At 68.0% G+C, this 22,169-nt stretch carries 21 protein-coding genes; 9 read left to right on the top strand and 12 right to left on the bottom strand.

The features are described from left to right. Positions 1-9: 9 nt before the first annotated feature. Genes AP428_RS15725 through AP428_RS15705 form a run of 5 tightly spaced genes read left to right on the top strand, consistent with a single transcriptional unit; the run spans position 10 to position 4,037 of the window. A complete protein-coding gene (locus AP428_RS15725; protein WP_006477041.1) occupies positions 10-609 on the top strand; it encodes an aminodeoxychorismate/anthranilate synthase component II in 600 nt (199 codons plus the stop codon). Positions 610-622: 13 nt separating this feature from the next. Further along, complete coding sequence (gene trpD, locus AP428_RS15720; protein ID WP_006477042.1) at positions 623-1,654, top strand: anthranilate phosphoribosyltransferase; 1,032 nt, start codon at positions 623-625, stop codon at positions 1,652-1,654. Positions 1,655-1,682: 28 nt separating this feature from the next. Beyond that, positions 1,683-2,468, top strand: a complete 786-nt coding sequence (gene trpC, locus AP428_RS15715) for an indole-3-glycerol phosphate synthase TrpC (RefSeq protein WP_054928329.1) — start codon at positions 1,683-1,685, stop codon at positions 2,466-2,468. Beyond that, positions 2,468-3,094 carry a CYTH domain-containing protein gene (locus AP428_RS15710; protein ID WP_054928328.1) on the top strand — a complete coding sequence of 209 codons (627 nt, stop codon included), beginning with the start codon at positions 2,468-2,470 and terminating at the stop codon, positions 3,092-3,094. The genes trpC and AP428_RS15710 overlap by 1 nt, the downstream gene beginning before the upstream one ends. A 13-nt stretch (positions 3,095-3,107) precedes the next feature. Beyond that, positions 3,108-4,037: a uracil-DNA glycosylase gene (locus tag AP428_RS15705; protein WP_054928327.1), complete on the top strand. Its 930-nt coding sequence runs from the start codon at positions 3,108-3,110 to the stop codon at positions 4,035-4,037. Between the two features lie 119 nt (positions 4,038-4,156). Here the strand turns inward: AP428_RS15705 and AP428_RS15700 are convergent, their stop codons facing one another. From AP428_RS15700 to AP428_RS15685, 4 genes are all read right to left on the bottom strand, one after another. After that, the gene (locus AP428_RS15700; protein ID WP_006477046.1) at positions 4,157-4,753 is read right to left on the bottom strand and encodes an FMN-dependent NADH-azoreductase; all 597 of its coding nucleotides are present in this window, start codon (positions 4,751-4,753) and stop codon (positions 4,157-4,159) included. A 148-nt stretch (positions 4,754-4,901) separates the two neighbouring features. Beyond that, a complete protein-coding gene (locus tag AP428_RS15695; RefSeq protein ID WP_054928326.1) occupies positions 4,902-6,701 on the bottom strand; it encodes a M61 family metallopeptidase in 1,800 nt (599 codons plus the stop codon). A 105-nt stretch (positions 6,702-6,806) separates the two neighbouring features. Then, positions 6,807-7,535, bottom strand: a complete 729-nt coding sequence (locus tag AP428_RS15690) for a DsbC family protein (protein ID WP_006477048.1) — start codon at positions 7,533-7,535, stop codon at positions 6,807-6,809. 90 nt (positions 7,536-7,625) lie between these two features. Next, entirely contained in the window at positions 7,626-8,804 is a 1,179-nt protein-coding gene (locus AP428_RS15685; RefSeq protein ID WP_027809355.1) for a UbiH/UbiF family hydroxylase, read from the bottom strand. A gap of 248 nt (positions 8,805-9,052) precedes the next feature. On the opposite strand from AP428_RS15685, the gene ychF reads away from it, so the two are divergent. Further along, complete coding sequence (gene ychF / locus AP428_RS15680) at positions 9,053-10,147, top strand: redox-regulated ATPase YchF (protein ID WP_006477050.1); 1,095 nt, start codon at positions 9,053-9,055, stop codon at positions 10,145-10,147. Between the two features lie 142 nt (positions 10,148-10,289). Here ychF and AP428_RS15675 read toward each other — a convergent pair whose 3' ends face one another. The 4 genes from AP428_RS15675 to AP428_RS15660 all read right to left on the bottom strand — a co-directional run bounded on the left by AP428_RS15675 (position 10,290) and on the right by AP428_RS15660 (position 15,189). After that, a complete protein-coding gene (locus tag AP428_RS15675; RefSeq protein WP_054928325.1) occupies positions 10,290-11,489 on the bottom strand; it encodes a glycosyltransferase family 87 protein in 1,200 nt (399 codons plus the stop codon). A gap of 230 nt (positions 11,490-11,719) precedes the next feature. Beyond that, positions 11,720-13,111 carry a GABA permease gene (gene gabP, locus AP428_RS15670; protein ID WP_054928324.1) on the bottom strand — a complete coding sequence of 464 codons (1,392 nt, stop codon included), beginning with the start codon at positions 13,109-13,111 and terminating at the stop codon, positions 11,720-11,722. A 380-nt stretch (positions 13,112-13,491) separates the two neighbouring features. After that, on the bottom strand, positions 13,492-13,836 hold the full coding sequence (locus AP428_RS15665) for an MmcQ/YjbR family DNA-binding protein (RefSeq protein WP_054928323.1): 345 nt from the start codon (positions 13,834-13,836) through the stop codon (positions 13,492-13,494). A gap of 81 nt (positions 13,837-13,917) precedes the next feature. Then, positions 13,918-15,189, bottom strand: a complete 1,272-nt coding sequence (locus tag AP428_RS15660) for an MFS transporter (protein ID WP_054928322.1) — start codon at positions 15,187-15,189, stop codon at positions 13,918-13,920. 205 nt (positions 15,190-15,394) lie between these two features. Here AP428_RS15660 and gcvA point away from each other — a divergent pair, with 205 nt between their 5' ends. The 3 genes from gcvA (at position 15,395) to ettA (ending at position 18,554) form a co-directional block, all read left to right on the top strand. After that, positions 15,395-16,312, top strand: coding sequence for a transcriptional regulator GcvA (gcvA, locus tag AP428_RS15655; RefSeq protein ID WP_054928321.1), 918 nt, complete (start codon positions 15,395-15,397; stop codon positions 16,310-16,312). Between the two features lie 96 nt (positions 16,313-16,408). Continuing rightward, the gene (locus AP428_RS15650; RefSeq protein WP_054928320.1) at positions 16,409-16,717 is read left to right on the top strand and encodes a DUF3761 domain-containing protein; all 309 of its coding nucleotides are present in this window, start codon (positions 16,409-16,411) and stop codon (positions 16,715-16,717) included. Between the two features lie 169 nt (positions 16,718-16,886). Next, entirely contained in the window at positions 16,887-18,554 is a 1,668-nt protein-coding gene (gene ettA, locus AP428_RS15645) for an energy-dependent translational throttle protein EttA (RefSeq protein WP_006494122.1), read from the top strand. A gap of 130 nt (positions 18,555-18,684) precedes the next feature. Here the strand turns inward: ettA and AP428_RS15640 are convergent, their stop codons facing one another. From AP428_RS15640 to AP428_RS15625, 4 genes are all read right to left on the bottom strand, one after another. Continuing rightward, complete coding sequence (locus tag AP428_RS15640) at positions 18,685-19,308, bottom strand: HAD family hydrolase (RefSeq protein ID WP_054928319.1); 624 nt, start codon at positions 19,306-19,308, stop codon at positions 18,685-18,687. Beyond that, the gene (locus AP428_RS15635) at positions 19,305-19,856 is read right to left on the bottom strand and encodes a cysteine hydrolase family protein (RefSeq protein ID WP_011546544.1); all 552 of its coding nucleotides are present in this window, start codon (positions 19,854-19,856) and stop codon (positions 19,305-19,307) included. Before AP428_RS15635 ends, AP428_RS15640 begins: the two co-directional genes overlap by 4 nt. Positions 19,857-19,933: 77 nt before the next feature. Continuing rightward, positions 19,934-21,748, bottom strand: a complete 1,815-nt coding sequence (locus AP428_RS15630) for an aminopeptidase P family protein (RefSeq protein WP_006477060.1) — start codon at positions 21,746-21,748, stop codon at positions 19,934-19,936. Between the two features lie 18 nt (positions 21,749-21,766). Next, positions 21,767-22,021: a hypothetical protein gene (locus AP428_RS15625; protein WP_006477062.1), complete on the bottom strand. Its 255-nt coding sequence runs from the start codon at positions 22,019-22,021 to the stop codon at positions 21,767-21,769. Positions 22,022-22,169: the final 148 nt, after the last annotated feature.

Genomic DNA, 22,169 nt, shown 5'->3' with positions numbered 1-22,169 from the left:
AGACTGACCATGCTGCTCATGATCGACAACTACGACTCGTTTACCTACAACCTGGTCCAGTACTTCGGCGAACTCGGCGAGGACGTGCGTACCTACCGCAACGACGAAATCACGCTCGACGACATCGCGCGCCTGAACCCCGACACCATCTGCCTGTCGCCCGGCCCGAGCAATCCGCAACACGCGGGCATCACGCTCGACGTGCTGCGCGAATTCGCGGGCAAAAAGCCGATCCTCGGCGTCTGCCTCGGCCACCAGGCGATCGGCGAAGCGTTCGGCGGCCGCGTCGTGCGCGCGAAGACCATCATGCACGGCAAGGTGAGCCGGATCGAAACCGACTGCCGCGGCGTGTTCGCCGACCTGCCGAAGCATTTCGACGTGACGCGCTACCACTCGCTCGCGATCGAGCGCGAATCGCTGCCCGACTGCCTCGAGGTGTCCGCGTGGACCGACGACGGCGAGATCATGGGCGTGCGCCACAAGACGCTGCCGGTCGAAGGCGTGCAGTTCCACCCGGAATCGATTCTCTCGGAGCATGGCCATGCGCTGCTCGAGAATTTCCTGAAGCAGCATCGCGCAGCGGCCCATGCCGCCGCACCGGCTGCCTGACGGGAGACGCACGATGACGATTACCCCGCAGGAAGCGCTGCAGCGCACGATCGAGCACCGCGAGATCTTCCACGACGAAATGCTGCACCTGATGCGGCTGATCATGCGCGGCGACCTGTCGCCCGTGATGGCGGCCGCGATCATCACCGGGCTGCGCGTGAAGAAGGAGACGATCGGCGAGATCGCCGCCGCCGCGACCGTGATGCGCGAATTCGCGAACCACGTCGAGGTGCAGGACAACTCGAATTTCGTCGACATCGTCGGCACCGGCGGCGACGGCTCGCACACGTTCAACATCTCGACCGCGTCGATGTTCGTCACGGCGGCCGCGGGCGCGAAGGTCGCGAAGCACGGCAACCGCGGCGTATCGAGCAAGTCCGGCAGCGCCGACGTGCTCGAGGCGCTCGGCGTGAACATCGACCTGCAGTCGGAGCAAGTCGCCGCATCGATCGCCGAAACTGGCATGGGCTTCATGTTCGCGCCGAACCATCACCCGGCGATGAAGAACATCGCGGCCGTGCGCCGCGAACTCGGCGTGCGCACGATCTTCAACATCCTCGGCCCGCTGACCAATCCGGCCGGCGCGCCGAACCAGCTGATGGGCGTGTTCCACCCCGACCTCGTCGGCATCCAGGTGCGCGTGATGCAGCGTCTCGGCGCGCAGCACGTGCTCGTCGTGTACGGCAAGGACGGCATGGACGAGGTGTCGCTCGGCGCCGCGACGCTCGTCGGCGAGTTGCGCGACGGCAAGGTGCACGAATACGAGATCCATCCGGAGGACTTCGGCCTGCAGATGGTGTCGAACCGCACGCTGAAGGTGGAAAATGCCGACGAATCGCGCACGATGCTGCTCGGCGCGCTGGACAACCAGCCGGGCGTCGCGCGCGAGATCGTCACGCTGAACGCGGGCACCGCGCTCTACGCGGCCAATATCGCCGAATCGATCGCGGACGGCATCCAGCTCGCCCGCGAAGCGATCGCGAGCGGCAAGGCCCGCGCGAAGGTCGACGAACTCGTGCGCTTCACGCAGCAATTCAAGCGCTGACCCTCTTACGAATCCAGCAGGAACCCCTATGAGCGACATTCTCGACCGAATCATCGCCGTCAAGCGCGAAGAAATCGCGGCGGCCCTGCGCAGCACGCCGCTCGAGGCACTGAAACTGGAAGCCTCCGCGCGCGACCTCCGCGACTTCGTCGGTGCGCTGCGCGCGAAGCACGCGGCCGGCAACGCCGCCGTGATCGCCGAAATCAAGAAGGCCAGCCCGTCGAAAGGCGTGCTGCGCGAGCACTTCGTGCCGGCCGACATCGCGCGCTCGTATGCGGCGCACGGCGCCGCGTGCCTGTCGGTGCTGACCGACGAGCAGTTCTTCCAGGGCGGCGTCCGCTATCTCGAGGAAGCGCGCGCGGCTTGCACGCTGCCGGTGCTGCGCAAGGACTTCATCGTCGACGCGTACCAGATCGTCGAAGCCCGCGCGATGGGCGCCGACGCGATCCTGCTGATCGCCGCCGCGCTCGACACGCCGCTGATGCAGGATCTCGAAGCGTATGCGCACTCGCTCGGCCTGGCGGTGCTGGTCGAAGTGCATGACCGCCACGAGATGGAACAGGCGCTGACGCTGAAGACGCCGCTGCTCGGCATCAACAACCGCAACCTGCGCACGTTCGAGACGTCGATCCAGACCACGCTCGACATGCTCGACATGATTCCGGCGGATCGCATCGTCGTGACCGAATCGGGCATCCTGTCGCGCACCGACGTCGACACGATGCGCGCGGCGAACGTGAACACGTTCCTCGTCGGCGAGGCGTTCATGCGCGCCGACCAGCCGGGCGAGGAACTCGCACGGATGTTCTTCTGATGGCGATCGAACAGGAAATCAAGCTCGCGCTGCCGGCCGGCCAGGCCGACGCCGCGCGCCGCTTCTTCGAGACGCTGACCGGCGAACCCGGCCGTGCCATCGCGCTCGCGAACGTCTATTACGACACGCCCGATCTCGCGCTGGCGCGCTCGAAGAGCGCGGTGCGCGTGCGCCGCACGCCGGACGGCTGGCTGCAGACGTTCAAGACGGTCGGCAGCGCGGAAGGCGGCCTGCATAGCCGCCACGAATGGGAGCTGCCGGTCGCGGGCGACGCGCTCGAAATCGACGCGCTCGTCGCGGCCTGCGACGTGCCGAAAGCCGCCGCCGCGCTCAATGACGCGGCCGGCGCGCTGCACGCGCTGTTCCGCACGGATTTTTCGCGTACGCTGTGGCGCATCGCAATCGGCGGCGCAACCGTCGAGGCCGCGGTGGACCTCGGCGAGATCGTCGTCCAGGCGGAACACGAAACGCGCCGCGAACCGATCAGCGAAATCGAACTCGAACTGATCGACGGCCCGGAAACGGCGCTCGCGACGCTCGCCGCCGAACTGCAGCAGGCGCTGCCGGGCCTCGTTCCCGAAAACATCAGCAAGGCGCAGCGCGGCTACCGGCTGCGCGCGCAATAAACTCGCATCACGCATGGCAACCCGCAAGACTTCCCGCGCGCCGCAACAGGCGTCGCTGTTCGACGATCCCGTGCCGGAAACGGCACCGGCCGATATTCCGTCCGCGGCTTCCGAGCCGCCTGCGGCCGGGCGCAAACCCGCGAAGAAAACCGCTGCCCCGGCGCCCGTGCCCATGCCCGAGCCGGCTCCGCCCGCCGCGGCCCCGCGGCCCGTTGCCGCCGACGTACCGCATCTCGCCGCGCAATTCGACGCGCTGCCGGCCGTCTGGCGCGACGTGCTGAAACCGTTCACCGACAGCGACGCGTACGCGCCGCTGTGCCGCTTCGTCGACGAAGAGCGTGCGGCCGGCAAGACGGTCTACCCGACCGACGTGTTCCGCGCGCTGCGCCTGACGCATCCCGACGACGTGAAGGTCGTGATCCTCGGCCAGGACCCGTACCACGGCGACGACCGCGGCACGCCGCAGGCGCACGGCCTCGCGTTCTCGGTGCCGCCGGCCGTCCGCACGCCGCCGTCGCTGCGCAACATCTTCAAGGAAATCGCCGCGAACTTCGGTCACGACACGCCGCGTCACGGCTGCCTCGACACGTGGGCACGCCAGGGCGTGCTGCTGCTCAACACCGTGCTGACGGTCGAGCGCGGCGCGGCCGCGAGCCATGCGAAGCGCGGCTGGGAGCAATGCACGGACACGCTGATCCGCGAGCTCGCCGGCCGTCATCGCGGGCTCGTGTTCATGCTGTGGGGCGCGCACGCGCAGGCCAAGCGCGCGCTGTTCGACGCGAACGCGCACTGCGTGCTCGAAGCGCCGCATCCGTCGCCGCTGTCCGCGCACCGCGGCTTCCTCGGCTGCCGCCATTTCGCGCTCGCGAACGACTATCTGGCCGCTGCCGGCCGCGAACCGATCGACTGGCGCCTGCCGGACGTAGCCGAAACGCTCGCGTAACGGCCTCGGTTGCGGCGAGTTCGCCGGCCGAATGCAAAAACGCCGCGTCCCCGAAAGGACGCGGCGTTTTTTCATCGGGCGACGCAGCGGGTGCATCGCACCCGCATCGACCTGACGCGTTACGCGGCGGCGATCGCTTCGCGTGCGCTGGCCAGCGCGGCGCTCTGCGCGTCCGGGCCGAGGTTCAGGCCTTCCGCGTGAATGAAATTCACGTCGGTCAGGCCGATGAAGCCGAGGAACGAACGCAGGTACGGGGTCTGGCTATCGTTCGGCGTACCCAGGTACTTGCCGCCGCGCGCCGTCACCACGTGAACCTTCTTGCCCTTGATCAGGCCTTCCGGACCGTTCTCGGTATAGCGGAACGTGACGCCTGCGCGGGCGATCCAGTCGAAGTACGTCTTCAGTTGCGACGAGATGCCGAAGTTGTACATCGGCGCGCCGATCACGATGATGTCGGCCGCTTGCAGTTCGGCGATCAGTGCATCGCTCTTCGCGACGATCGCATTCTGTTCCGCGGTGCGCTTGTCGGCCGGCGTGAAGAACGCGCCGAGCACCGATTCGTCGAGGTGCGGCAGCGCATCGGCCAGCAGGTCGCGGACCACGACGTTCGCGCCGGGGTTCGATTGTTGCAGCTTTGCCGTCAGTTCGTTGGACAGCAGCGTGGATTGCGCACCTTGCGAACGCGCGGCGGAATTGATTTGCAGAATGGTCGTCATGTCAGGCTCCGGGTGGGGTTGCGCTTCGGTAGCGCGAGTGACGCCATTGTGCGTGGCCACATGACCGCGAAAAAGCGGGTTCAGGGCGACGGATTGTTGCAACAACAGAACAATCGCCGATCGTGCCCCGCTACCCGCTTGCGTACGATTACCCCTTCAGCCAGGCTTCGCGGGCCTTCGTGGCCGCAGCCGGCTTCGCGGCCGCCGTCAGCCGGTAGCGGGTGACTTCCGGGCCGTCGAGCTTCAGTTTCGCGGTGCGCAGCTCGTCGCGGCGGAACGCGTGAATCTCGACCTTGTCGCCCGGCCGGTAGCGTGCGAGCAGCGCATCGAGGTTCGTGCCCGTCACGCGCAGCCCGTCGACCGCGATCAGCGTGTCGCCGGCCGACAGCCCCGCGCGATGCGCGGCGCCGCCTTCGTAGACCGCCGCCAACGTGCAGTCCGCGCCGCCCCGCAGGCGCGCGCCGATCGTCGGCTTCGCGGCCGCGCCGGTCGCGACCTCGGGGGCCAGCGTCACGCCGAACGGCGCGAGCAGTTCGCCGAGCGGCAGGTCGCGCGTGCCGTGCACGGCGTCGGCGAACAGGCGGCCGAGCGCGATGCCCGTCGCCTCCTCGATCAGCGCCTCGACTTCGTTTTCGTCCACACCCGCCTGCTTGCCGCGATAGAAGTCGCGGCCGTAGCGTTGCCACAGCAGGCGCATCACGTCGTCGAGCGACTTCCGGTTGCGCGTCCGCGCGCGGATCGCGAGATCGAACGCCAGCGCAACGAGCGAGCCCTTCGTGTAATAGCTGACGATCGCGTTGGTCGCGTTCTCGTCCTGGCGGTAGTACTTGATCCACGCGTCGAACGAGCTTTCCGCGACGCTCTGCTTGAGCCGGCCCGTGCCGCGCAGCACGCCACCGATCGTGCGGCCGAGGGCCGCGAAATAGTCGTCCTGCGACATCAGCCCGCTGCGCACCAGCATCAGGTCGTCGTAATACGACGTGAAGCCCTCGAACAGCCACAGCAGCGACGTGTAGTTCTCGCGCGTGAGGTCGTACGGCACGAACGCCGCCGGCTTGATGCGCTTCACGTTCCACGTGTGGAAATACTCGTGGCTGCAGAGACCGAGATACGTGCGATAGCCTTCCGTCGTTTCCGGTCGCCCCTTCACCGGCAGGTCGGTCCGGTTGCAGATCAGCGCGGTCGATGCGCGATGCTCGAGGCCACCGTAGCCGTCGCTGACCGCGAGCGTCATGAACACGTAGCGGTCCATCGGCGCCTTTTTCGACTTCGGCTCGAACAGCGCGATCTGCGCTTCGCACACACGCTTCAGATCGGTACGCAGCCGCTCCAGGTCGAGTTGCGTCACGCGCCCGGCGATCACGATGTCGTGCGGCACGCCGTGCGCGTCGAACGTCGCGAGCGCGAATTCGCCGATCGTCACCGGATGGTCGGACAGCTCGTCATAGTTCGCCGCGCGATACGCGCCGAAACCGTAACGCCGGGTGCCGCCCGCTTCGGGCAGCGCGGTGCCGACACGCCACGTGCGGAACGCGGCACCGGCCGGTTTCGCGATGTCGACTTCGCACGGCGCGTCCTCGCGACCGGCGACGCTCAGGAACACCGCCGTCGCGTTGAAGAAGCCGCCCGATTCGTCGAGATACGCGGAGCGCACCGACAAATCCCATGCATACACGTCGTAGCGCAGCGTCAGCGCGCCGGCCACGGGCGCGGCCTGCCACGTGTGCTTGTCGGTCTTCGCGATGCGCACCTTGCGGCCCGCGTCGTTGAACGCACGCAGCGTCACGATGTTGCGTGCGAATTCGCGCACGAGATAGCTGCCCGGAATCCATACCGGCAGCGAGAAACGCTGGCCTTCGGGATCGGGATCGGCAACCGTCACCGTCACTTCGAACAGGTGCGCGGCAAGATCTTTCGGGACAATCGAATAGCGGATCGGCTGGGTCATCGTGGCAATCGGTCGGTCGAATACGGCGGCGAAAACGAAGAGAGGCGCCGGCAGATCATGCGGGCGCCCCTCGCTGGCCGGGCGCTGCGCCCGGCGTGCAGTCGGTTACTTGCTCGAGGCGAGCGCCTGGTTGAGCTGGTCGGCCGATACCGCGCCCGGCAGGCGGCGACCGTCCGGCAAAAAGATCGTCGGCGTGCCCGTGACGTTCATCCCGCGGCCGAGCGCAAGGTTCTTGTCGAGCGCGGTGGTGTCGCAGGTACCGGCGCCGGACGGCGCGCGATGGTCGAGCATCCAGCTTTCCCACGTCTTCGCGCGGTCGGTCGCGCACCAGATCGCCTTCGACTTCGCGGTCGAATCCGGCGACAGCACCGGGTACAGGAACGTGTAGACGGTCACGTTGTCGACCGACTGCAGCGTCGTCTCGAGCTTCTTGCAGTACGGGCAGTTCGGATCGGAGAACACCGCGATCTTGCGGGCGCCGTTGCCCTTGACGATCTTGATCGCATTCGCGAACGGCAGGCTCGCGAAGTCGATCTTGTTGATTTCGGACAGGCGGGCGTCGGTCAGGTTCTTGTGCGTCTTCGCGTCGACGAGATCGCCGAGCAGCACGTAGTCGCCCGCCGCGTCGCTATAGATGATCTGCGAGCCGAGGTTCACTTCGTAAAGGCCTGCGACCGGCGATTTCGACACGCTCTTGATCGGCGCGTCGTTGCCGAGACGGGCTTGCAGCGTGGCCTTCAGCTTGTCGGTGGTCTGGTCGGCCTGCGCGGTGCAGCCGAGCGTCGCCATCGTGACGGCCAGCGCCAGCGACGCGATGCGGATCGTTTTTTTCATTGAAATCTTCCTTCAGCTCAATCGGAGTGCACGGCACAGTGTACGCCGTAACGGAACCGTCTCCGACCGGCGCGGCGGCGGAAGGTTCGCTCAGCCGAGCGCGGCCGACACGAGCCAGCGCTTCACAAGCGGCTGCGCGCCGACGAACGCCATGCCCGCATTGCGCACCGCCTTCGCGAGCGAGCCCGGCACCGCGAACAGCCGCTGCAGGCCGTCGGTGGCGACCATCAGCGCGCGAATGTCCTCGCGGCGCGAACGTTCGTAGCGGCGCAGCAGCACCGTATCGCCGAGATTGCGGAAGCTTTCCTTGCCCGCGATCGCGTCGGCGAGCGCGGCGACGTCGCGCAGCCCGAGGTTCATCCCCTGCCCCGCGAGCGGGTGAATCAGGTGCGCGGCATCGCCTACCAGCGCGACACGCGGCGCGATCAGCTTGTCGACCGTCTGCAGGGCCAGCGGGAAGCCGGCGGCCGGCGTCACGCATTCGAGCGTGCCGACCTGGCCGTGCGACACGCGCTCGACCTCGGCCGCGAGCTGCGCCGGATCGAGTGCGAGCAGTGCGTCGGCATGCGCGGTGTGCGCGGACCACACGAGCGACACGTGGCCGTCCGGCAGCGGCAGCAGCGCGACGATCTCGCCTTCGTGGAACCACTGGTACGCGGTCTCGCGGTGCGGCAGCGATGCCTTGAAGTTCGCGACGACGCCCGTTTGCCGGTAGTCGCGTCGCTCTACCCTGGCCCCCATTTGGGAGCGCACCCACGAATGCGCGCCGTCGGCGCCGACGACGAGATCGGCCTCGAGCACCTGGCCCGACGACAGCGTCAGCACGGCCGCGTCGTCGCGCACGTCGAAGCCCTGCGCACGCGCATCGAACCACGTCAGGTTCGGCTGGAACCGCAGCGCGGCGTCGAGCGACGCCTCGACCAGCGAGGATTCGGCGATCCAGGCGAGCTGCGGCACGGACGCCTGGTAGGCGGAGAAATGCAGTTCGGCATGCGCATCGCCATACACGCGCATGTCGTAGACCGGCGCGAGCCGGCCGTGGTCGAGCGCCTGCCAGACCCGCAGCCGCTCGAGCAACGCCTGCGAACTGGACGACAGCGCGTAGACCCGCGTGTCGAACGCGAGATCGGCGGGGCGCGGCGTGGCCGGCTGGGCGAGCAAGGCTGTCTTGTAGCCGGACTGGGTCAGCGCGAGCGCGGCCGTCTTGCCGACGAGCCCGCCGCCGACCACGGCGACGTCGAAGGAGTGGTGGGCAGTCATGGCGGGCATTATAGCCGCGGGGCCAAACCCTTACGCGGCCGGACTTTGCGGGAAATCAGCAGAATCGCGGGCCGGTGCGCCCGCGCGGCGGCCCGCCGCATCGGCCGTTCGGCGGCAAGCCCGGAATCCGGGGCGCCGGCACGGTACAATAGCGTCTTTGACCGTCGGCCCGCCGCGCTCCACGCGCCGGCCGCCCCTTTTTTCCCGCGCCGCCGTGCCCTGTCCGGCCGCGCCGCCTCACCCGTCCGAAGGATTCCATGAGTCTCAAATGCGGCATCGTCGGCTTGCCCAACGTCGGCAAGTCCACCCTGTTCAATGCGCTGACCAAGGCCGGCATCGCCGCCGAGAACTACCCGTTCTGCACGATCGAGCCGAACGTCGGCATCGTCGAAGTGCCCGATACGCGCCTGAAGGCGCTCTCCGAGATCGTCAAGCCGGAGCGTGTCGTGCCGGCCGTCGTCGAATTCGTCGACATCGCGGGCCTCGTCGCGGGCGCGAGCAAGGGTGAAGGCCTCGGCAACCAGTTCCTCGCGAACATCCGCGAAACCGATGCGATCACGCACGTCGTGCGCTGCTTCGAGGATGACAACGTCATTCACGTCGCCGGCAAGGTCAGCCCGATCGACGACATCGAAGTGATCAACACCGAACTCGCGCTCGCCGACCTCGGCACCATCGAGAAGGCGCTCACGCGCTATTCGAAGGCGGCGAAGTCGGGCAACGACAAGGAAGCGGCGAAGCTCGTCGCGGTGCTCGAAAAGGTGCGCGCGCAACTCGACCAGGGCAAGGCCGTGCGCGGCCTCGCGCTGTCGGACGACGAACAGGCGCTGATCAAGCCGTTCTGCCTGATCACCGCGAAGCCGGCGATGTACGTCGCCAACGTGAAGGACGACGGCTTCGAGAACAACCCGCACCTCGAGGCGGTGCGCAAGTACGCGGAAAGCGAAAACGCGCCGGTGGTCGCCGTATGCGCGGCGATCGAGGCGGAAATCGCCGATCTCGACGACGCGGACAAGGAAGCATTCCTCGCCGACATGGGCATGGAAGAGCCGGGCCTCGACCGCGTGATCCGCGCGGGCTTCAAGCTGCTCGGCCTGCAGACCTATTTCACCGCCGGCGTGAAGGAAGTGCGCGCGTGGACGATCCACATCGGCGATACCGCTCCGCAAGCGGCCGGCGTGATCCACACCGACTTCGAGCGCGGCTTCATCCGTGCGCAGACGATCGCGTTCGACGACTTCGTCACGTACAAGGGCGAGCAAGGCGCGAAGGAAGCCGGCAAGATGCGCGCGGAAGGGAAGGAATACGTCGTGCACGACGGCGACGTGATGAACTTCCTGTTCAACGTCTGAGCGAATCACCCCAGGCGTAGTACGGCAATACACGGAAAACCCCTTGCGGCCTCGGCGCCGCAAGGGGTTTTCTGTTTCATGCGCCCGGCATCGTTCCGCTCGGGTCGACCGACTGCAGCAACATGCGCTCACCCGGCAACCGCTACGCAGCCACCGGCGCCGGCGCGCGACTCCGGCGCACGATCATCGCGAGCAGCGCGACCAGCATCGCCGACGCGACCGGCCAACCCGTGCCGCTGATCACCGCGATGAAGGCCTGCGCCGGCGCGAGCCAGGCCAGCACGACGATCACGATCTCGGCTCGGCGCAACGGGACGTTCCGCGCGTCCAGCAGCAGGAATGCAACCGGCAACACCAGCCAGAGCAGGTCGTAGTACACATAGTAAGGCTGCACGAGCAGCGTACCGGCGGCGAGCGCGGCGGCGCGGAGCGCGAAGCGCGAGCGGCGAATCCAGACGTCGACGACCGCCGCGACCGCCAGTACCCCGACGACCGCATGCACGGCATAGGCTGGCCCGACGGACAGCCCGGCTGCCCGGGCGAGCGAGATCGTCGACGGCATGGCCCGCCGAAGCGTGTCGCCGTACTCGACCACGTTGTGGTGGAACGCCGGCATGAACGCGAAAAACGCGGCCCACGCCCGCACGCCAAACGCCGCCAGCGACACCGCGACGATGCCGGCGCTGAACGCGCCGGCCGATATCAACGCCTTCCAGTGGCGCCCGCAGATGAGCGCCAACGGGAACAGCACGCCGAATTGCGGCTTCACGATCAGCACCGCAATGCATGCGCCCGCCAGAACCGGGCTCGATTCGAGCAGGAGCAGCGCCGCGGCCGCCGCCGCGACCGTCATGAAGGAATTTTGCATCGTGAGCGCCGCGCCGAGCAGCCCCGGAAATGCGGCAATCGCGACGCGCAGTTGCGTGTCGAGCGGGCGCACGACACGCGCGACGACCTCCGCATAACAAGCGATCTGCAGTGTCGCGAACACCACGAGCGCGAAGGCGAACGGCACGAGGCCGAACGGGAGGATGACGAGCAGGAACGTCGGCGGATACGGCCACGGAGCGAAGTCGTCGAACGGCCGCAGGGCGGCTTCGATCGGCTGCATCCACCCGGGCGAGAAGATCGCCGCGGCGCCGTGCTCGATCGCGACACGGGCCGCCGCCCAGAAAATCGCGAAGTCCGAGCCGACCATCGGGGACGAGCGATCGTGCCAGCCGTAGTACCTCATCGCCCAGACAGCCAGAACGACGATCTGCAGCGCGAGTACCGCGGCTGCATACGTGCCGACGCGCCGCGCGTCGACCGCGCGACTGCCCGATCCGTGCACCGTCCCCATCGCCCACCCCCGCGATTTTTCTTCTCGTCGAGTATAGGCGACGATCGTTTCGCCAGACGACGTTCCCGTCGGCACGCAGCAGCGTGCGTCGCCCAATATCGATGCCGCGCGGCCGGTACTCGCAACGGCATCCGTCCGTCGTCGAAAGCAAAATGGCCCGGCCGGCAGATGCCGGTCAGGCCATGTTCATGAGCGAGGCTCCCGCCCCGCCGCTACATCACGCGATCAGATCACGTCGCCGACACCCGGCGCCCCGCGTTCGCCCGCGCATCGCGGCCGCGCTTGTTCAGCCACGACGCGAACAGCACGATCAACGCCAGCACGGCCGTCGCGCCGACTTCCATCCGGTGCTCCTCGCTGACGAACATCACGGTCAGCGTGCCGCAGATGAACAGGATCACGGCCCACGTGAGCCACGGGAACAGCCACATCCGCAGCGTCAGGTCCGCGCCGCCCGATTCGAGCGTCTTGCGCATCCGCAGTTGCGAGATCGCGATCACGAGATACACGAGCAGCGCGATCGCGCCCGACGTCGCGAGCAGGAAGCCGAACACCTGCTCCGGCATCAGGTAGTTCGCGATCACGGTCAGGAAGCCGAACGCGGTCGACGCAAGCACGGCCGCACGCGGCGTGCCGGTCGAATCGGTGCGATGCAGGAAGGCGGGCGCGTCCTTGCGCCGGGACAGCGAGAACAGCATCCGCGACGCGGTGTACAGCGCCGAATTCAGGCAGCTCGCGACCGACACGAGCACGATCACGTCGATGATCGCCTTCGCGTTCGGGACGCCGATCAGCTCCATCGCGCGCTGATACGAGCCGTGCTTCGGCAGCAGCGGGTCGTTCCACGGCACGATGGCCGCGACGACGAGGATCGAGCCGAGATAGAACAGCGTGATACGCCAGATGACCGAGTTCGTCGCGCGCACGATCTGGCGCTGCGGGTTGTCCGATTCGGCGGCCGCGATCGTCACGATCTCGGTGCCGAGGAACGAGAACATCGTCGTGAGCATGGCCGCGAGCACCGCGCTCGCGCCGTGCGGCATGAAGCCGTCGTGCACGAACAGGTTCGACACGCCCGACACGGCCGGCGCCGGAATGATGCCGACGATCGCCGCACCGCCGATGCACAGGAACACGACGATCGCGACGACCTTGATCAGCGCGAACCAGAATTCGAATTCGCCGTAGTTCTTGACGGAGAAGAGATTGGTGACGGTGAGCAGCAGCGTGATGCCGAGCGCGAAGATCCACGTCGCGATGCCCGGGAACCACGCATTGAGGATGGTCGCGGCGGCGGTCGCCTCGATCGGGATCACCAGCACCCAGAACCACCAGTACAGCCAGCCGATCGTGAAGCCGGCCCAGTGGCCGATCGCGCGATCGGCATAGGTCGAGAACGACCCGCTGTCCGGATGCGCGACGGCCATTTCGCCGAGCATGCGCATCACCAGCACGACCAGCACGCCCGCGATCGCATACGCGAGTATCGATGCCGGCCCGGCTTCCGCGATCGCGTGGCCGGAGCCGACGAACAAGCCCGCGCCGATCACGCCGGCAATCGACATCATCGTTACGTGACGCTGCTTCAGGCCAGTGCCGAGGCCTGTGTTGCTTCCACTCATCTGTCTCTCTCCAAAAAACGGTTCCGGTACGACCGGGTGTCGCGTGAAGGCGGCGCGGGGAGTTGTCGTTCTTGAATCCGGTCGCGGCCGCGGGTGCGTCGCACGCGGGCATGGGCCGGATGGGGCCGTTCCGGTCGGGTCGCCCGCGCAGTCTGCGAAGCTGCGGGTGCGATGCGGCGCACCGGGCGCCGGCGCATCGCGTACGCCCGTTCCGTCGGCTGTCGTCAGCCGCCTTCGAAGCGAAGGAGTGTAAGCATCAAACGGTTCTTCACTAAGAACCAATTGAAGAATTTCGATGGAACCACTCGTTGCATCGATACGAACCGATGCAACGCTTGATCCGGTTCGGCAGGCTGCATCGCGCGCGGGGTGGGCGCGATTCAGTGCGTGTCGCGGGCGGCTTCGTCCCGCCACTTCGCCGGCACGATTGCGCGCCATTCCCGCAGAAGCAGGTTTTTCACGGCGTCGGGATGCGCGGCCGACAGGCGCACCAGCACGATCGGCCAGCCGACATAGTGATCGGTCACGTAATACACGTCGGGCGCCGACTCGATCAGCCATGCACGCTCGTCGGGGCCGACGCCCTTCACGACGAGCGTGTCGCCGTCCTCGCGCAGCCGCGCGAGCACCTTGCCCTTCACCTTGAGCGCGGGCGTGCCGTACGACGTGCCGTCCTCGACGCCACGCCACGCCAGTGCGATCTGCCGGACTTCGTCGAATGTCACGATGCCTCCCCGACCGTGCGTCGATGGTTGACGGTCCGGCCACCCTACCGGAAATCGCGCGGCGCGCCCAGCCGGGTGGCACTATCCGCCGGCCGCACGCGCGGCGGCCGGCGCACGCCCGGTGGTCGCGACGATCGCGAACGCGATCGCATTCGCGGCGGCGCTCGCGAGGATCGGTACGAGATAGCCGCCGCCCGCGTCGTAAATGAAGCCGGCGGCGGCCGGCCCGATCAGCGTGCCGAACGCGACGCTCGTGTACAGGATGCCGATGATCGCGCTCACGTTGCGCCCGCCGAAATAGTCCATCACGACCGCCGGCAGCACGGCGACCCAGCCGCCGTAGAACACGCCGAACACGAGCGCGAACCCGGCCAGCGTCGCGACGGTTCCGGCGCCCGCCCATGCGACGAGCGCAACGGCCATGCCGGCGAACATCGCGAGCAGCGACGCGCGGCGGCCGAAGCGATCGGCCAGGCCGCCGAGGAAGAAGCGGCCGGCCGTGCTGCCCACGCCGATCGCGCCGAGCAGCAGCACGGCCGTCGACGGCGCGACGCCGTGATCGAGCGCGTACGGCACGAGGTGAACGAACGGGACGAATACGCCGAACGAACAGACGAGGCAGGCCGCGTAGAGGCTCGCGAACGGCCGCGACGTGACGGCTTCGCGTACCGTCGCGCCGGCTGGTACGCTCGCGGCCGCGGCCGGGGAAGCCCCGCCATTCCGGCCGTCGCCGTCCGGGGCGACATCGCCGTCCGGCAACAGCCCCCGCCCGCGCGGGTCGTTCTCGATCAGCAGCGACATGCCGGCTCCCAGCACGATCACGAGCGCGGCGAGCGTGAAATACGCGCTGCGCCAGCCGACCTGCGCGATCAGCGCGGACGCGAGCGGCGGCATCACCAGCGTGCCGACGCCGATCCCCGCGACCGCGAGCCCCGACGCGAACCCGCGCCGGCGCACGAACCAGCGCTGAACCGCGCCGACGGCCGGCACGTACGCGCAGCCGACGCCGAACCCGACACCGAGCCCGTACGCGACATAGACCTGCAGCAGCGTATGCGCCGCGCCGGCCGCCGCGAGCCCCGCGCCGGTCAGCAGCATCCCGGCGACGGCGAGCCGCCGCGAGCCGAAACGATCGGCCAGCGGCCCGCTGACGATGCCGAAGCCGAAGTACAGGAAGCCGGCGAGCGAGAACACGAGCGAGATCTGGCCGCGCGACGCGGCGAAATCCCGCTGCAGCGATTCGACGAACGCACTGAACGTATACGCGCTGCCGAACCCGACGAACGTGACGGCAAACGCGGCCGCCACCACGTACCAGCCATGGAAAACGCGTGACGCGCCCGGGCGGTTCATGACGATGCTCCTTTCGGGTTCCACCGGCTGCCGGGCGGCGGTCCGGATTGCCCCGTGGATATAGTTGAACTATGTTGATCGCATCGGCCGCCGATCGGCACCCGACAGGCAGCCGCGAAACAGGCGATCCGTTGCGTCAACGGTACGCGCGCATACGCGTCGTCTCAAACGATATTTCGTCGACCTTTCGCTTTAGAAAAACTGAATGAATCGTTCCCGCCTGCCGCCGCTCAACGCGTTGCGCGCGTTCGAAGCCGCCGCCCGCCACCTGTCGGTGAAGTCGGCGGCCGAGGAGCTGTCGGTCACGCCCGGCGCGGTGAGCCAGATGATCCGCACGCTCGAGACGCACCTCGGCGTGCAACTGTTCGAGCGCGTGAACCGCGGCATCCTGCTGACGGCCGCCGGCCGCGACTACCTGCCGCCCGTGCGCAACGCGTTCCGGCAGATCGCCGATGCGTCGCAGCGCGTGTCGGGCGCCGCCGACAGCGGCGTGCTGACGGTGAGCGTTACGCCGTTCTTCGCGTCCGCGTGGCTGGTCCCACGCCTTGCGCAGTTCCGGCAGGCTTGCCCGGACGTCGACCTGCAGGTCCTCACGAGCCACGCGCTCGCGGATTTCGCGCGCGACGGCGTCGACGTCGCGATCCGCCACGGCCTCGGGCGCTACATCGGGCTGTGCAGCGAACGCCTGCTGACGGTGGAAATCGTCGCGCTCGCGTCGCCGGACCTCGTCGCGCGGCTCGGCATGCCGGCGACGCCGGCCGAGCTCGTCGGCTGGCCGCAGTTGCACGACGCCGAACGCAAGGGCTGGCACATCTGGTTCGGCGCGCAGCGGATCGACGATTTCGGCCCGCCGCGCGGCCCGGCGTTCGACGATTCGGGCCTGCTGCTGCAGGCGATCGTTGCCGGCCAGGGCGCCGGGTTGCTGCCGGCCGCGATGGTGCGCGGCGAGCTGGCGAGCGGCCGGCTCGTGCAGCTTGCCGACGTCGCATGGCTCGACGATTTCGCGTACTACCTCGTCTATCCGCCGCATCACGCGGAACGGCCGAAGGTTGCCGCGTTCCGCCGGTGGATTCTCGATGCCGCGCAGGCCGACGGCGCGGCGTCGATGACCGGCGCGGCCTAGCGTCGCGCGGCGGCGCGCCGATCCGCCAACATGCGGCGCGGGCGTTCGGTTCGACATCGCCCGACCTCGATAACAACGAACCGAACGAGAGAGACCATGCGTGCCCTGCTCCGCCGTGCGACCCATGTCGCGACCCTGTCCGCCGCGCTGTTCGTCGCGGGCGCCGCGTTGCCCCCTGCCGCGCACGCATATCGCGCATCACCCGGCTACGGCAACGAAGCCGATCTCGACCGTCACGACACGTATCGCAACCGCGACGGCGAAACCGTGCATGCGCCCGCCCATTCGAAATCGGGCCGCGTGCCGGACGGCGCGCGCGCACGTTGCCGCGACGGCACGTACAGCTTCAGCCGTCACCGGCGCGGCACGTGCTCGGGGCACGGCGGCGTCGCCGCGTGGCTGTGAGCGCAGATCGGCCGAATGGCCTGCACCGCGCCAGCGGCAGCCGGCGGCGAAGTACAATACGCGCTCGCACCGCCGCGCCCCGCGCGGCACGCTCCGTACCGAATCACCCGACGCCGCCACGCCCGCGCGCTGCGCGGCCGTCCCAACCACTTCTGACTTTCACACCGAAATGGCCCAATACGTTTTCACGATGAACCGGGTCGGCAAGATCGTGCCGCCCAAGCGCCAGATCCTGAAGGACATCTCGCTGTCGTTCTTTCCCGGCGCGAAGATCGGCGTGCTCGGCCTGAACGGCTCGGGCAAGTCGACGCTGATCCGCATCATGGCGGGCGTCGACAAGGACATCGAAGGCGAAGCCACGCCGATGCCGAACCTGAACATCGGCTACCTGCCGCAGGAACCGCAGCTCGATCCGACGAAGACCGTGCGCGAAGCCGTCGAGGAAGGCCTCGGCGACCTGTTCCAGGCGAACAAGAAACTGGAAGAAATCTACGCGGCGTACGCCGAACCGGACGCCGACTTCGACGCGCTCGCGGCCGAGCAGGCGAAGTACGAGGCGATTCTCGCGTCGAGCGACGGCGGCAGCCCCGAGCAGCAGCTCGAAGTGGCCGCCGACGCGCTGCGCCTGCCGCCGTGGGACGCGAAGATCGAGCACCTGTCGGGCGGTGAAAAGCGCCGCGTCGCGCTGTGCAAGCTGCTGCTCGAAAAGCCCGACATGCTGCTGCTCGACGAACCGACCAACCACCTCGACGCCGAATCGGTCGACTGGCTCGAGCAGTTCCTGGTGCGCTTCCCGGGCACCGTGGTCGCGGTCACCCACGATCGCTACTTCCTCGACAACGCGGCCGAGTGGATTCTCGAACTCGACCGCGGCCACGGCATTCCGTGGAAGGGCAACTACAGCAGCTGGCTCGACCAGAAGGAAGAGCGCCTGAAGCAGGAAGAAGCGTCGGAATCGGCACGCCAGAAGGCGATCAAGAAGGAACTGGAGTGGGTGCGCCAGAACCCGAAGGGCCGCCAGGCGAAGTCGAAGGCGCGTATCGCCCGCTTCGAGGAGCTGAGCAGCCAGGAATACCAGAAGCGCAACGAAACGCAGGAAATCTTCATTCCGGCCGGCGAACGCCTCGGCAATGAAGTGATCGAGTTCAAGAACGTCAGCAAGTCGTTCGGCGACCGCCTGCTGATCGACAACCTGAGCTTCAAGATCCCGGCCGGCGCGATCGTCGGCATCATCGGTCCGAACGGCGCCGGCAAGTCGACGCTGTTCAAGATGCTGACCGGCAAGGAACAGCCGGATTCGGGCGAAGTCGTGATGGGCCCGACGGTGAAGCTCGCATACGTCGACCAGAGCCGCGACGCGCTCGACGGTTCGAAGACGGTGTTCGAGGAAATCTCGGGCGGCGCCGACGTGCTGACGGTCGGCAAGTACGAAACGCCGTCGCGTGCGTACATCGGCCGCTTCAACTTCAAGGGCGGCGACCAGCAGAAGATCGTCGGCAACCTGTCCGGCGGCGAACGCGGCCGCCTGCACCTCGCGAAGACGCTGATCTCGGGCGGCAACGTGCTGCTGCTGGACGAACCGTCGAACGACCTCGACGTCGAAACGCTGCGCGCGCTGGAAGACGCGCTGCTCGAATTCGCGGGCTCGGTGATGGTGATCTCGCACGATCGCTGGTTCCTCGACCGGATCGCGACGCACATCCTCGCGTTCGAAGGCGATTCGCAGGTCACGTTCTTCGACGGCAACTACCAGGAGTACGAAGCCGACAAGCGTGCGCGCCTCGGCGAGGAAGCCGCGAAGCCGAAGCGTCTGCGCTACAAGCCGATCAGCCGCTGATCGGCGCGGCCCGGGCGCCCGGCGCCGCGATCACGCGGGGCCGGATGCCGAAGCGGGCCACTTCCGAACAGCACAACGAAAAAGCGAGCCCTTGGCTCGCTTTTTTTATCCCGCGTGGCTTCCCCGTCGATTACACCAGCGCGCCCAGCTCGCGCAGTCGCGCCTCGGTCGCCGACGCGCTCGTGTGATGAATGCCGTGCCAGCCGAGCGCCGTCGCGGCCGCCGCGTTGTGCGCGTTGTCGTCGATGAACACGAGCTCGTGCGTCGCGATGCCGGGCAGGTGCGGCTCGATCCGCGCATGCATCTCGCGGTAGATCGCCGGATCGGGTTTCACGAGCTTCACGCGGCCCGACACGACGATGTCCTTGAAGCGGCGCAGCACCGGGAAGTTGTCCCATGCATACGGAAACGTCTGCGCGGACCAGTTCGTCAGCCCGAACAGCGGCATCCCCTGCGCTTCCAGCCGGTCGACGAGCGCCGCGCCCTCTTCGAGCACGCCGCCGATCATTTCGTGCCAGCGCGCATAGAACGCGCGGATCAGCGCTTCGTGCTCCGGAAACTTCGCGACGAGTTCGGCCGTGCCTTCCTCGATCGTCTGCCCGCCGTCCTGGCGGACGACCCAGTCCATCGCGCACACGTGCGTGAGGAACCAGCGACGCTCGGCGGCGTCGGGAATCAGTTCGCGGTAAAGGTACTCGGGGCTCCAGTCGATCAGCACCCCGCCGAAATCGAACACCACTGCCTTGATCGTCATGCAAACTCCGTAGCGAGCACGTCCGCGAGCGGACGCGGCGTCACCGCGTTGCCCGACAGCGAATTGTTGTTCCAGATGAAGTGATGGTGCGCGACGATCTGCGCCGCCGACAGGTGGGCACGCTCGTTCGTCGTGTGCAGGTCGGACACGACGGTCGTCCGGTAGCCGAGCAGCGCGGCGCGGCGCGCGGCCGAATCGACGCAAAACTCGGTCGCATAGCCGCAGATCAGCACCGAGCGGATGCCGTGGCGATCGAGCTGCGCCGCGAGTGGCGTGTCGTGAAACGCATCGCTCGCCTGCTTGCGCACGCGCCAGTCGTCGCGACCGACGACCAGCCCCGCATGCAGTTCCCAGCCCGGCGTGCCGGGCACGACGTCGTCGTCCGCGTCGCCGTCGTGCTGCACGAAGCACACCGGCGCGTTCGCCGCGCGCGCCGCCGCCGTCAACCGGTTGATGCCCGACACCACGTCGTCGAGCCGGTACGCGGGCTGCGCCCGCTCCACCAGCCCGCGCTGCATGTCGACCACGATCACCGCGGTGTCTGCCATTGCTTGCCCTCGCTGTTATCGGCCGGCCGTCGTTCGATCGTTACCGGATCGCTATCCGGCCGTTACCGTGCGTTGCGTCAGATCGGCTGCGTACGCGCGTCGAGCCACGCCTTCGCGTCGCCGCTCACATGCCGGCCGACGCGCTCGCGCACCGTCGCGTGATACGTGTTCAGCCACGCGCGCTCTTCGTCGTGCAGCATCTCGATCAGCACGCAGCGCGTGTCGATCGGGCACAGCGTCAGCGTCTCGAAGGCGAGGAAGTCGCCGAATTCCGTCTTTCCGGCCGCACGGTTCACGACCAGGTTCTCGATCCGGATGCCCCACTGGCCCGGACGGTACACGCCCGGCTCGATCGACGTGATCATCCCCTCTTCCATCGCCGTGTACGGCTCGGCCGGCGCGTAGTGCGAAATGACCTGCGGGCCCTCATGCACGTTCAGGAAGTAACCGACGCCATGCCCGGTGCCGTGGCCGTAGTCGAGCCCGGCCGCCCACATCGGCGCACGCGCGATCGCGTCGAGCATCGGCGAGCGGATGCCGCGCGGGAAGCGGGCACGCGACAGCGCCATCATCGACTTCAGCACGATCGTGAAATCGCGCCGCTGCAGGTCGCTGACGGTGCCGACCGGCACGACGCGCGTGATGTCGGTCGTGCCCGTCATGTACTGGCCGCCCGAATCGATCAGCAGCAGGCCATCGCCGGCGATCGTCGCGTGCGACTCGCGCGTCGCGTGGTAGTGCGGCATCGCGCCGTTCGCGTTGAAGCCGGCGATCGTCGCGAAGCTCGCCGACACATAGCCGGGGCGTCGGGCGCGCGCGGCCGTGAGCTTTTCCTCGATCGTCAGCTCGGTGATCGTCTCGCGGTTCACCGCCTGTTCGAACCACGCGAAGAATTCCGCGAGCGCGGCGCCGTCGTGCTCCATCGTCACGCGCACGTGCTCGATCTCGGCGGACGTCTTGCGCGACTTCGCGAACGTCGACGGATTCACGGCCTCGACGAGCTTCACGCCGGCCGGCACGGCCTCGAGCGTGCCGAACGTCACGCGGCGCGGGTCGATCAGCAGCGTCGCGCCGTCGGGCAGCGCCGCGAGCGACGCGCGCGCGGCGTCGTAGGCGCGGACGTCGACGCCATCCTGTGCGAGCGACGCGGCCAGCGCAGGCGGCACCTTGCCGTCGGCGACGAACAGCGTCGCGCGCTCGGCGCCGATCATTGCGTGCGCAACGAACACCGGATTGAAGTTGACGTCGGCGCCGCGCAGGTTGAACAGCCATGCGAGATCGTCGAGCGTCGACACGAAATGCCACTGCGCGCCGTGCGCGTGCATCGCGCGGCGCACCTCGGCCAGCTTGCTCGCGCGCGTCGTGTCGGCCTGCGGCGCCACGTGCTCGAACACCGCGTCGCCGGGCAGCCCCGGCCGCTCGGGCCAGATCGCGTCGAGCAGGTCGACGTCGGTACGCAGCGCGATGCCGCGCGCGCTCAGCGCGGCCGTCAGCCCGCGTGCGGCCGCGACGCCGAGCACCGCGCCGTCGACCCCGACCGTCGCGCCGGCCGCCACGTTCTGCGCGAGCCAGTCGACGTGCGGTGCGCTCTGCTGCCCGCCCGTCATCTTCATCAGCTGCACGCCCGTGCCCGCCAGCTCGGCGTCGGCCTGCACCCAGTAGCGGCTGTCGACCCACAACCCCGCGAAATCCGCGGTCACGACCAGCGTGCCGACCGAGCCCGTGAAGCCGGACAGCCAGCGGCGCGCCTGCCAGCGTTCGGGCAGGTATTCGGACAGATGAGGATCGGCGGACGGCACGAGATAAGCGGCCAGGTTCTCGCGGACCATGGCGTCGCGCAACAGCGCGAGACGGGCCGGCACCGGCGAGACTTCGGGGAGACGGGCATTCATGATTTCACCTGAGAGCATTCAGCGACGGGCCGACAGCGCGACCGTCACGGCTACGGCGAGGAACGCGACGCCGGTGCAGACCGGCCATTCGAGCGTCTCGCCATCGTAAAACAGTCCCGAGAGATTGCCGACCATGCGGGCGGCGGCCGCGCCCACGATGCCGACGAGCACCGCGATCCACCACGCGGGCCGGCCCGTGCGCCGCATCGGATGCAGCCAGCGGCCGAACAGCCCGACGGCCGCTCCCAGGACAAGGATTCCAAACCAGTTCATTCGACGCCTTCTATAAATTCAGATTCGTCCCATAGGCGTGAACGTTACCAGCGGCTAGCATCGATTCATCCATCGAACCCGAGACCAGCCGGGCGCCGCGAACATTCGAGTGTAGGGGCCGACTCGACGTTATGGCAAGCGCACACCG

It is taken from the genome of Burkholderia sp. E168m22 (assembly GCF_001319805.1).
GTDB lineage: Bacteria > Pseudomonadota > Gammaproteobacteria > Burkholderiales > Burkholderiaceae > Burkholderia > Burkholderia orbicola.
This window is presented reverse-complemented; position numbering and strand designations above follow the sequence as displayed.

Excerpts from the sequence above, each read along its gene's own strand:
- AP428_RS15725 (WP_006477041.1), top strand. The coding sequence starts at position 10 with ATGCTGCTCATGATCGACAACTACGACTCGTTTACCTACAACCTGGTC.
- trpD (WP_006477042.1), top strand. The coding sequence starts at position 623 with ATGACGATTACCCCGCAGGAAGCGCTGCAGCGCACGATCGAGCACCGC.
- trpC (WP_054928329.1), top strand. The coding sequence starts at position 1,683 with ATGAGCGACATTCTCGACCGAATCATCGCCGTCAAGCGCGAAGAAATC.
- AP428_RS15710 (WP_054928328.1), top strand. The coding sequence starts at position 2,468 with ATGGCGATCGAACAGGAAATCAAGCTCGCGCTGCCGGCCGGCCAGGCC.
- AP428_RS15705 (WP_054928327.1), top strand. The coding sequence starts at position 3,108 with ATGGCAACCCGCAAGACTTCCCGCGCGCCGCAACAGGCGTCGCTGTTC.
- AP428_RS15700 (WP_006477046.1), bottom strand. The coding sequence starts at position 4,753 with ATGACGACCATTCTGCAAATCAATTCCGCCGCGCGTTCGCAAGGTGCG.
- AP428_RS15695 (WP_054928326.1), bottom strand. The coding sequence starts at position 6,701 with ATGACCCAGCCGATCCGCTATTCGATTGTCCCGAAAGATCTTGCCGCG.
- AP428_RS15690 (WP_006477048.1), bottom strand. The coding sequence starts at position 7,535 with ATGAAAAAAACGATCCGCATCGCGTCGCTGGCGCTGGCCGTCACGATG.
- AP428_RS15685 (WP_027809355.1), bottom strand. The coding sequence starts at position 8,804 with ATGCCCGCCATGACTGCCCACCACTCCTTCGACGTCGCCGTGGTCGGC.
- ychF (WP_006477050.1), top strand. The coding sequence starts at position 9,053 with ATGAGTCTCAAATGCGGCATCGTCGGCTTGCCCAACGTCGGCAAGTCC.
- AP428_RS15675 (WP_054928325.1), bottom strand. The coding sequence starts at position 11,489 with ATGGGGACGGTGCACGGATCGGGCAGTCGCGCGGTCGACGCGCGGCGC.
- gabP (WP_054928324.1), bottom strand. The coding sequence starts at position 13,111 with ATGAGTGGAAGCAACACAGGCCTCGGCACTGGCCTGAAGCAGCGTCAC.
- AP428_RS15660 (WP_054928322.1), bottom strand. The coding sequence starts at position 15,189 with ATGAACCGCCCGGGCGCGTCACGCGTTTTCCATGGCTGGTACGTGGTG.
- gcvA (WP_054928321.1), top strand. The coding sequence starts at position 15,395 with ATGAATCGTTCCCGCCTGCCGCCGCTCAACGCGTTGCGCGCGTTCGAA.
- AP428_RS15650 (WP_054928320.1), top strand. The coding sequence starts at position 16,409 with ATGCGTGCCCTGCTCCGCCGTGCGACCCATGTCGCGACCCTGTCCGCC.
- ettA (WP_006494122.1), top strand. The coding sequence starts at position 16,887 with ATGGCCCAATACGTTTTCACGATGAACCGGGTCGGCAAGATCGTGCCG.
- AP428_RS15640 (WP_054928319.1), bottom strand. The coding sequence starts at position 19,308 with ATGACGATCAAGGCAGTGGTGTTCGATTTCGGCGGGGTGCTGATCGAC.
- AP428_RS15635 (WP_011546544.1), bottom strand. The coding sequence starts at position 19,856 with ATGGCAGACACCGCGGTGATCGTGGTCGACATGCAGCGCGGGCTGGTG.
- AP428_RS15630 (WP_006477060.1), bottom strand. The coding sequence starts at position 21,748 with ATGAATGCCCGTCTCCCCGAAGTCTCGCCGGTGCCGGCCCGTCTCGCG.
- AP428_RS15625 (WP_006477062.1), bottom strand. The coding sequence starts at position 22,021 with ATGAACTGGTTTGGAATCCTTGTCCTGGGAGCGGCCGTCGGGCTGTTC.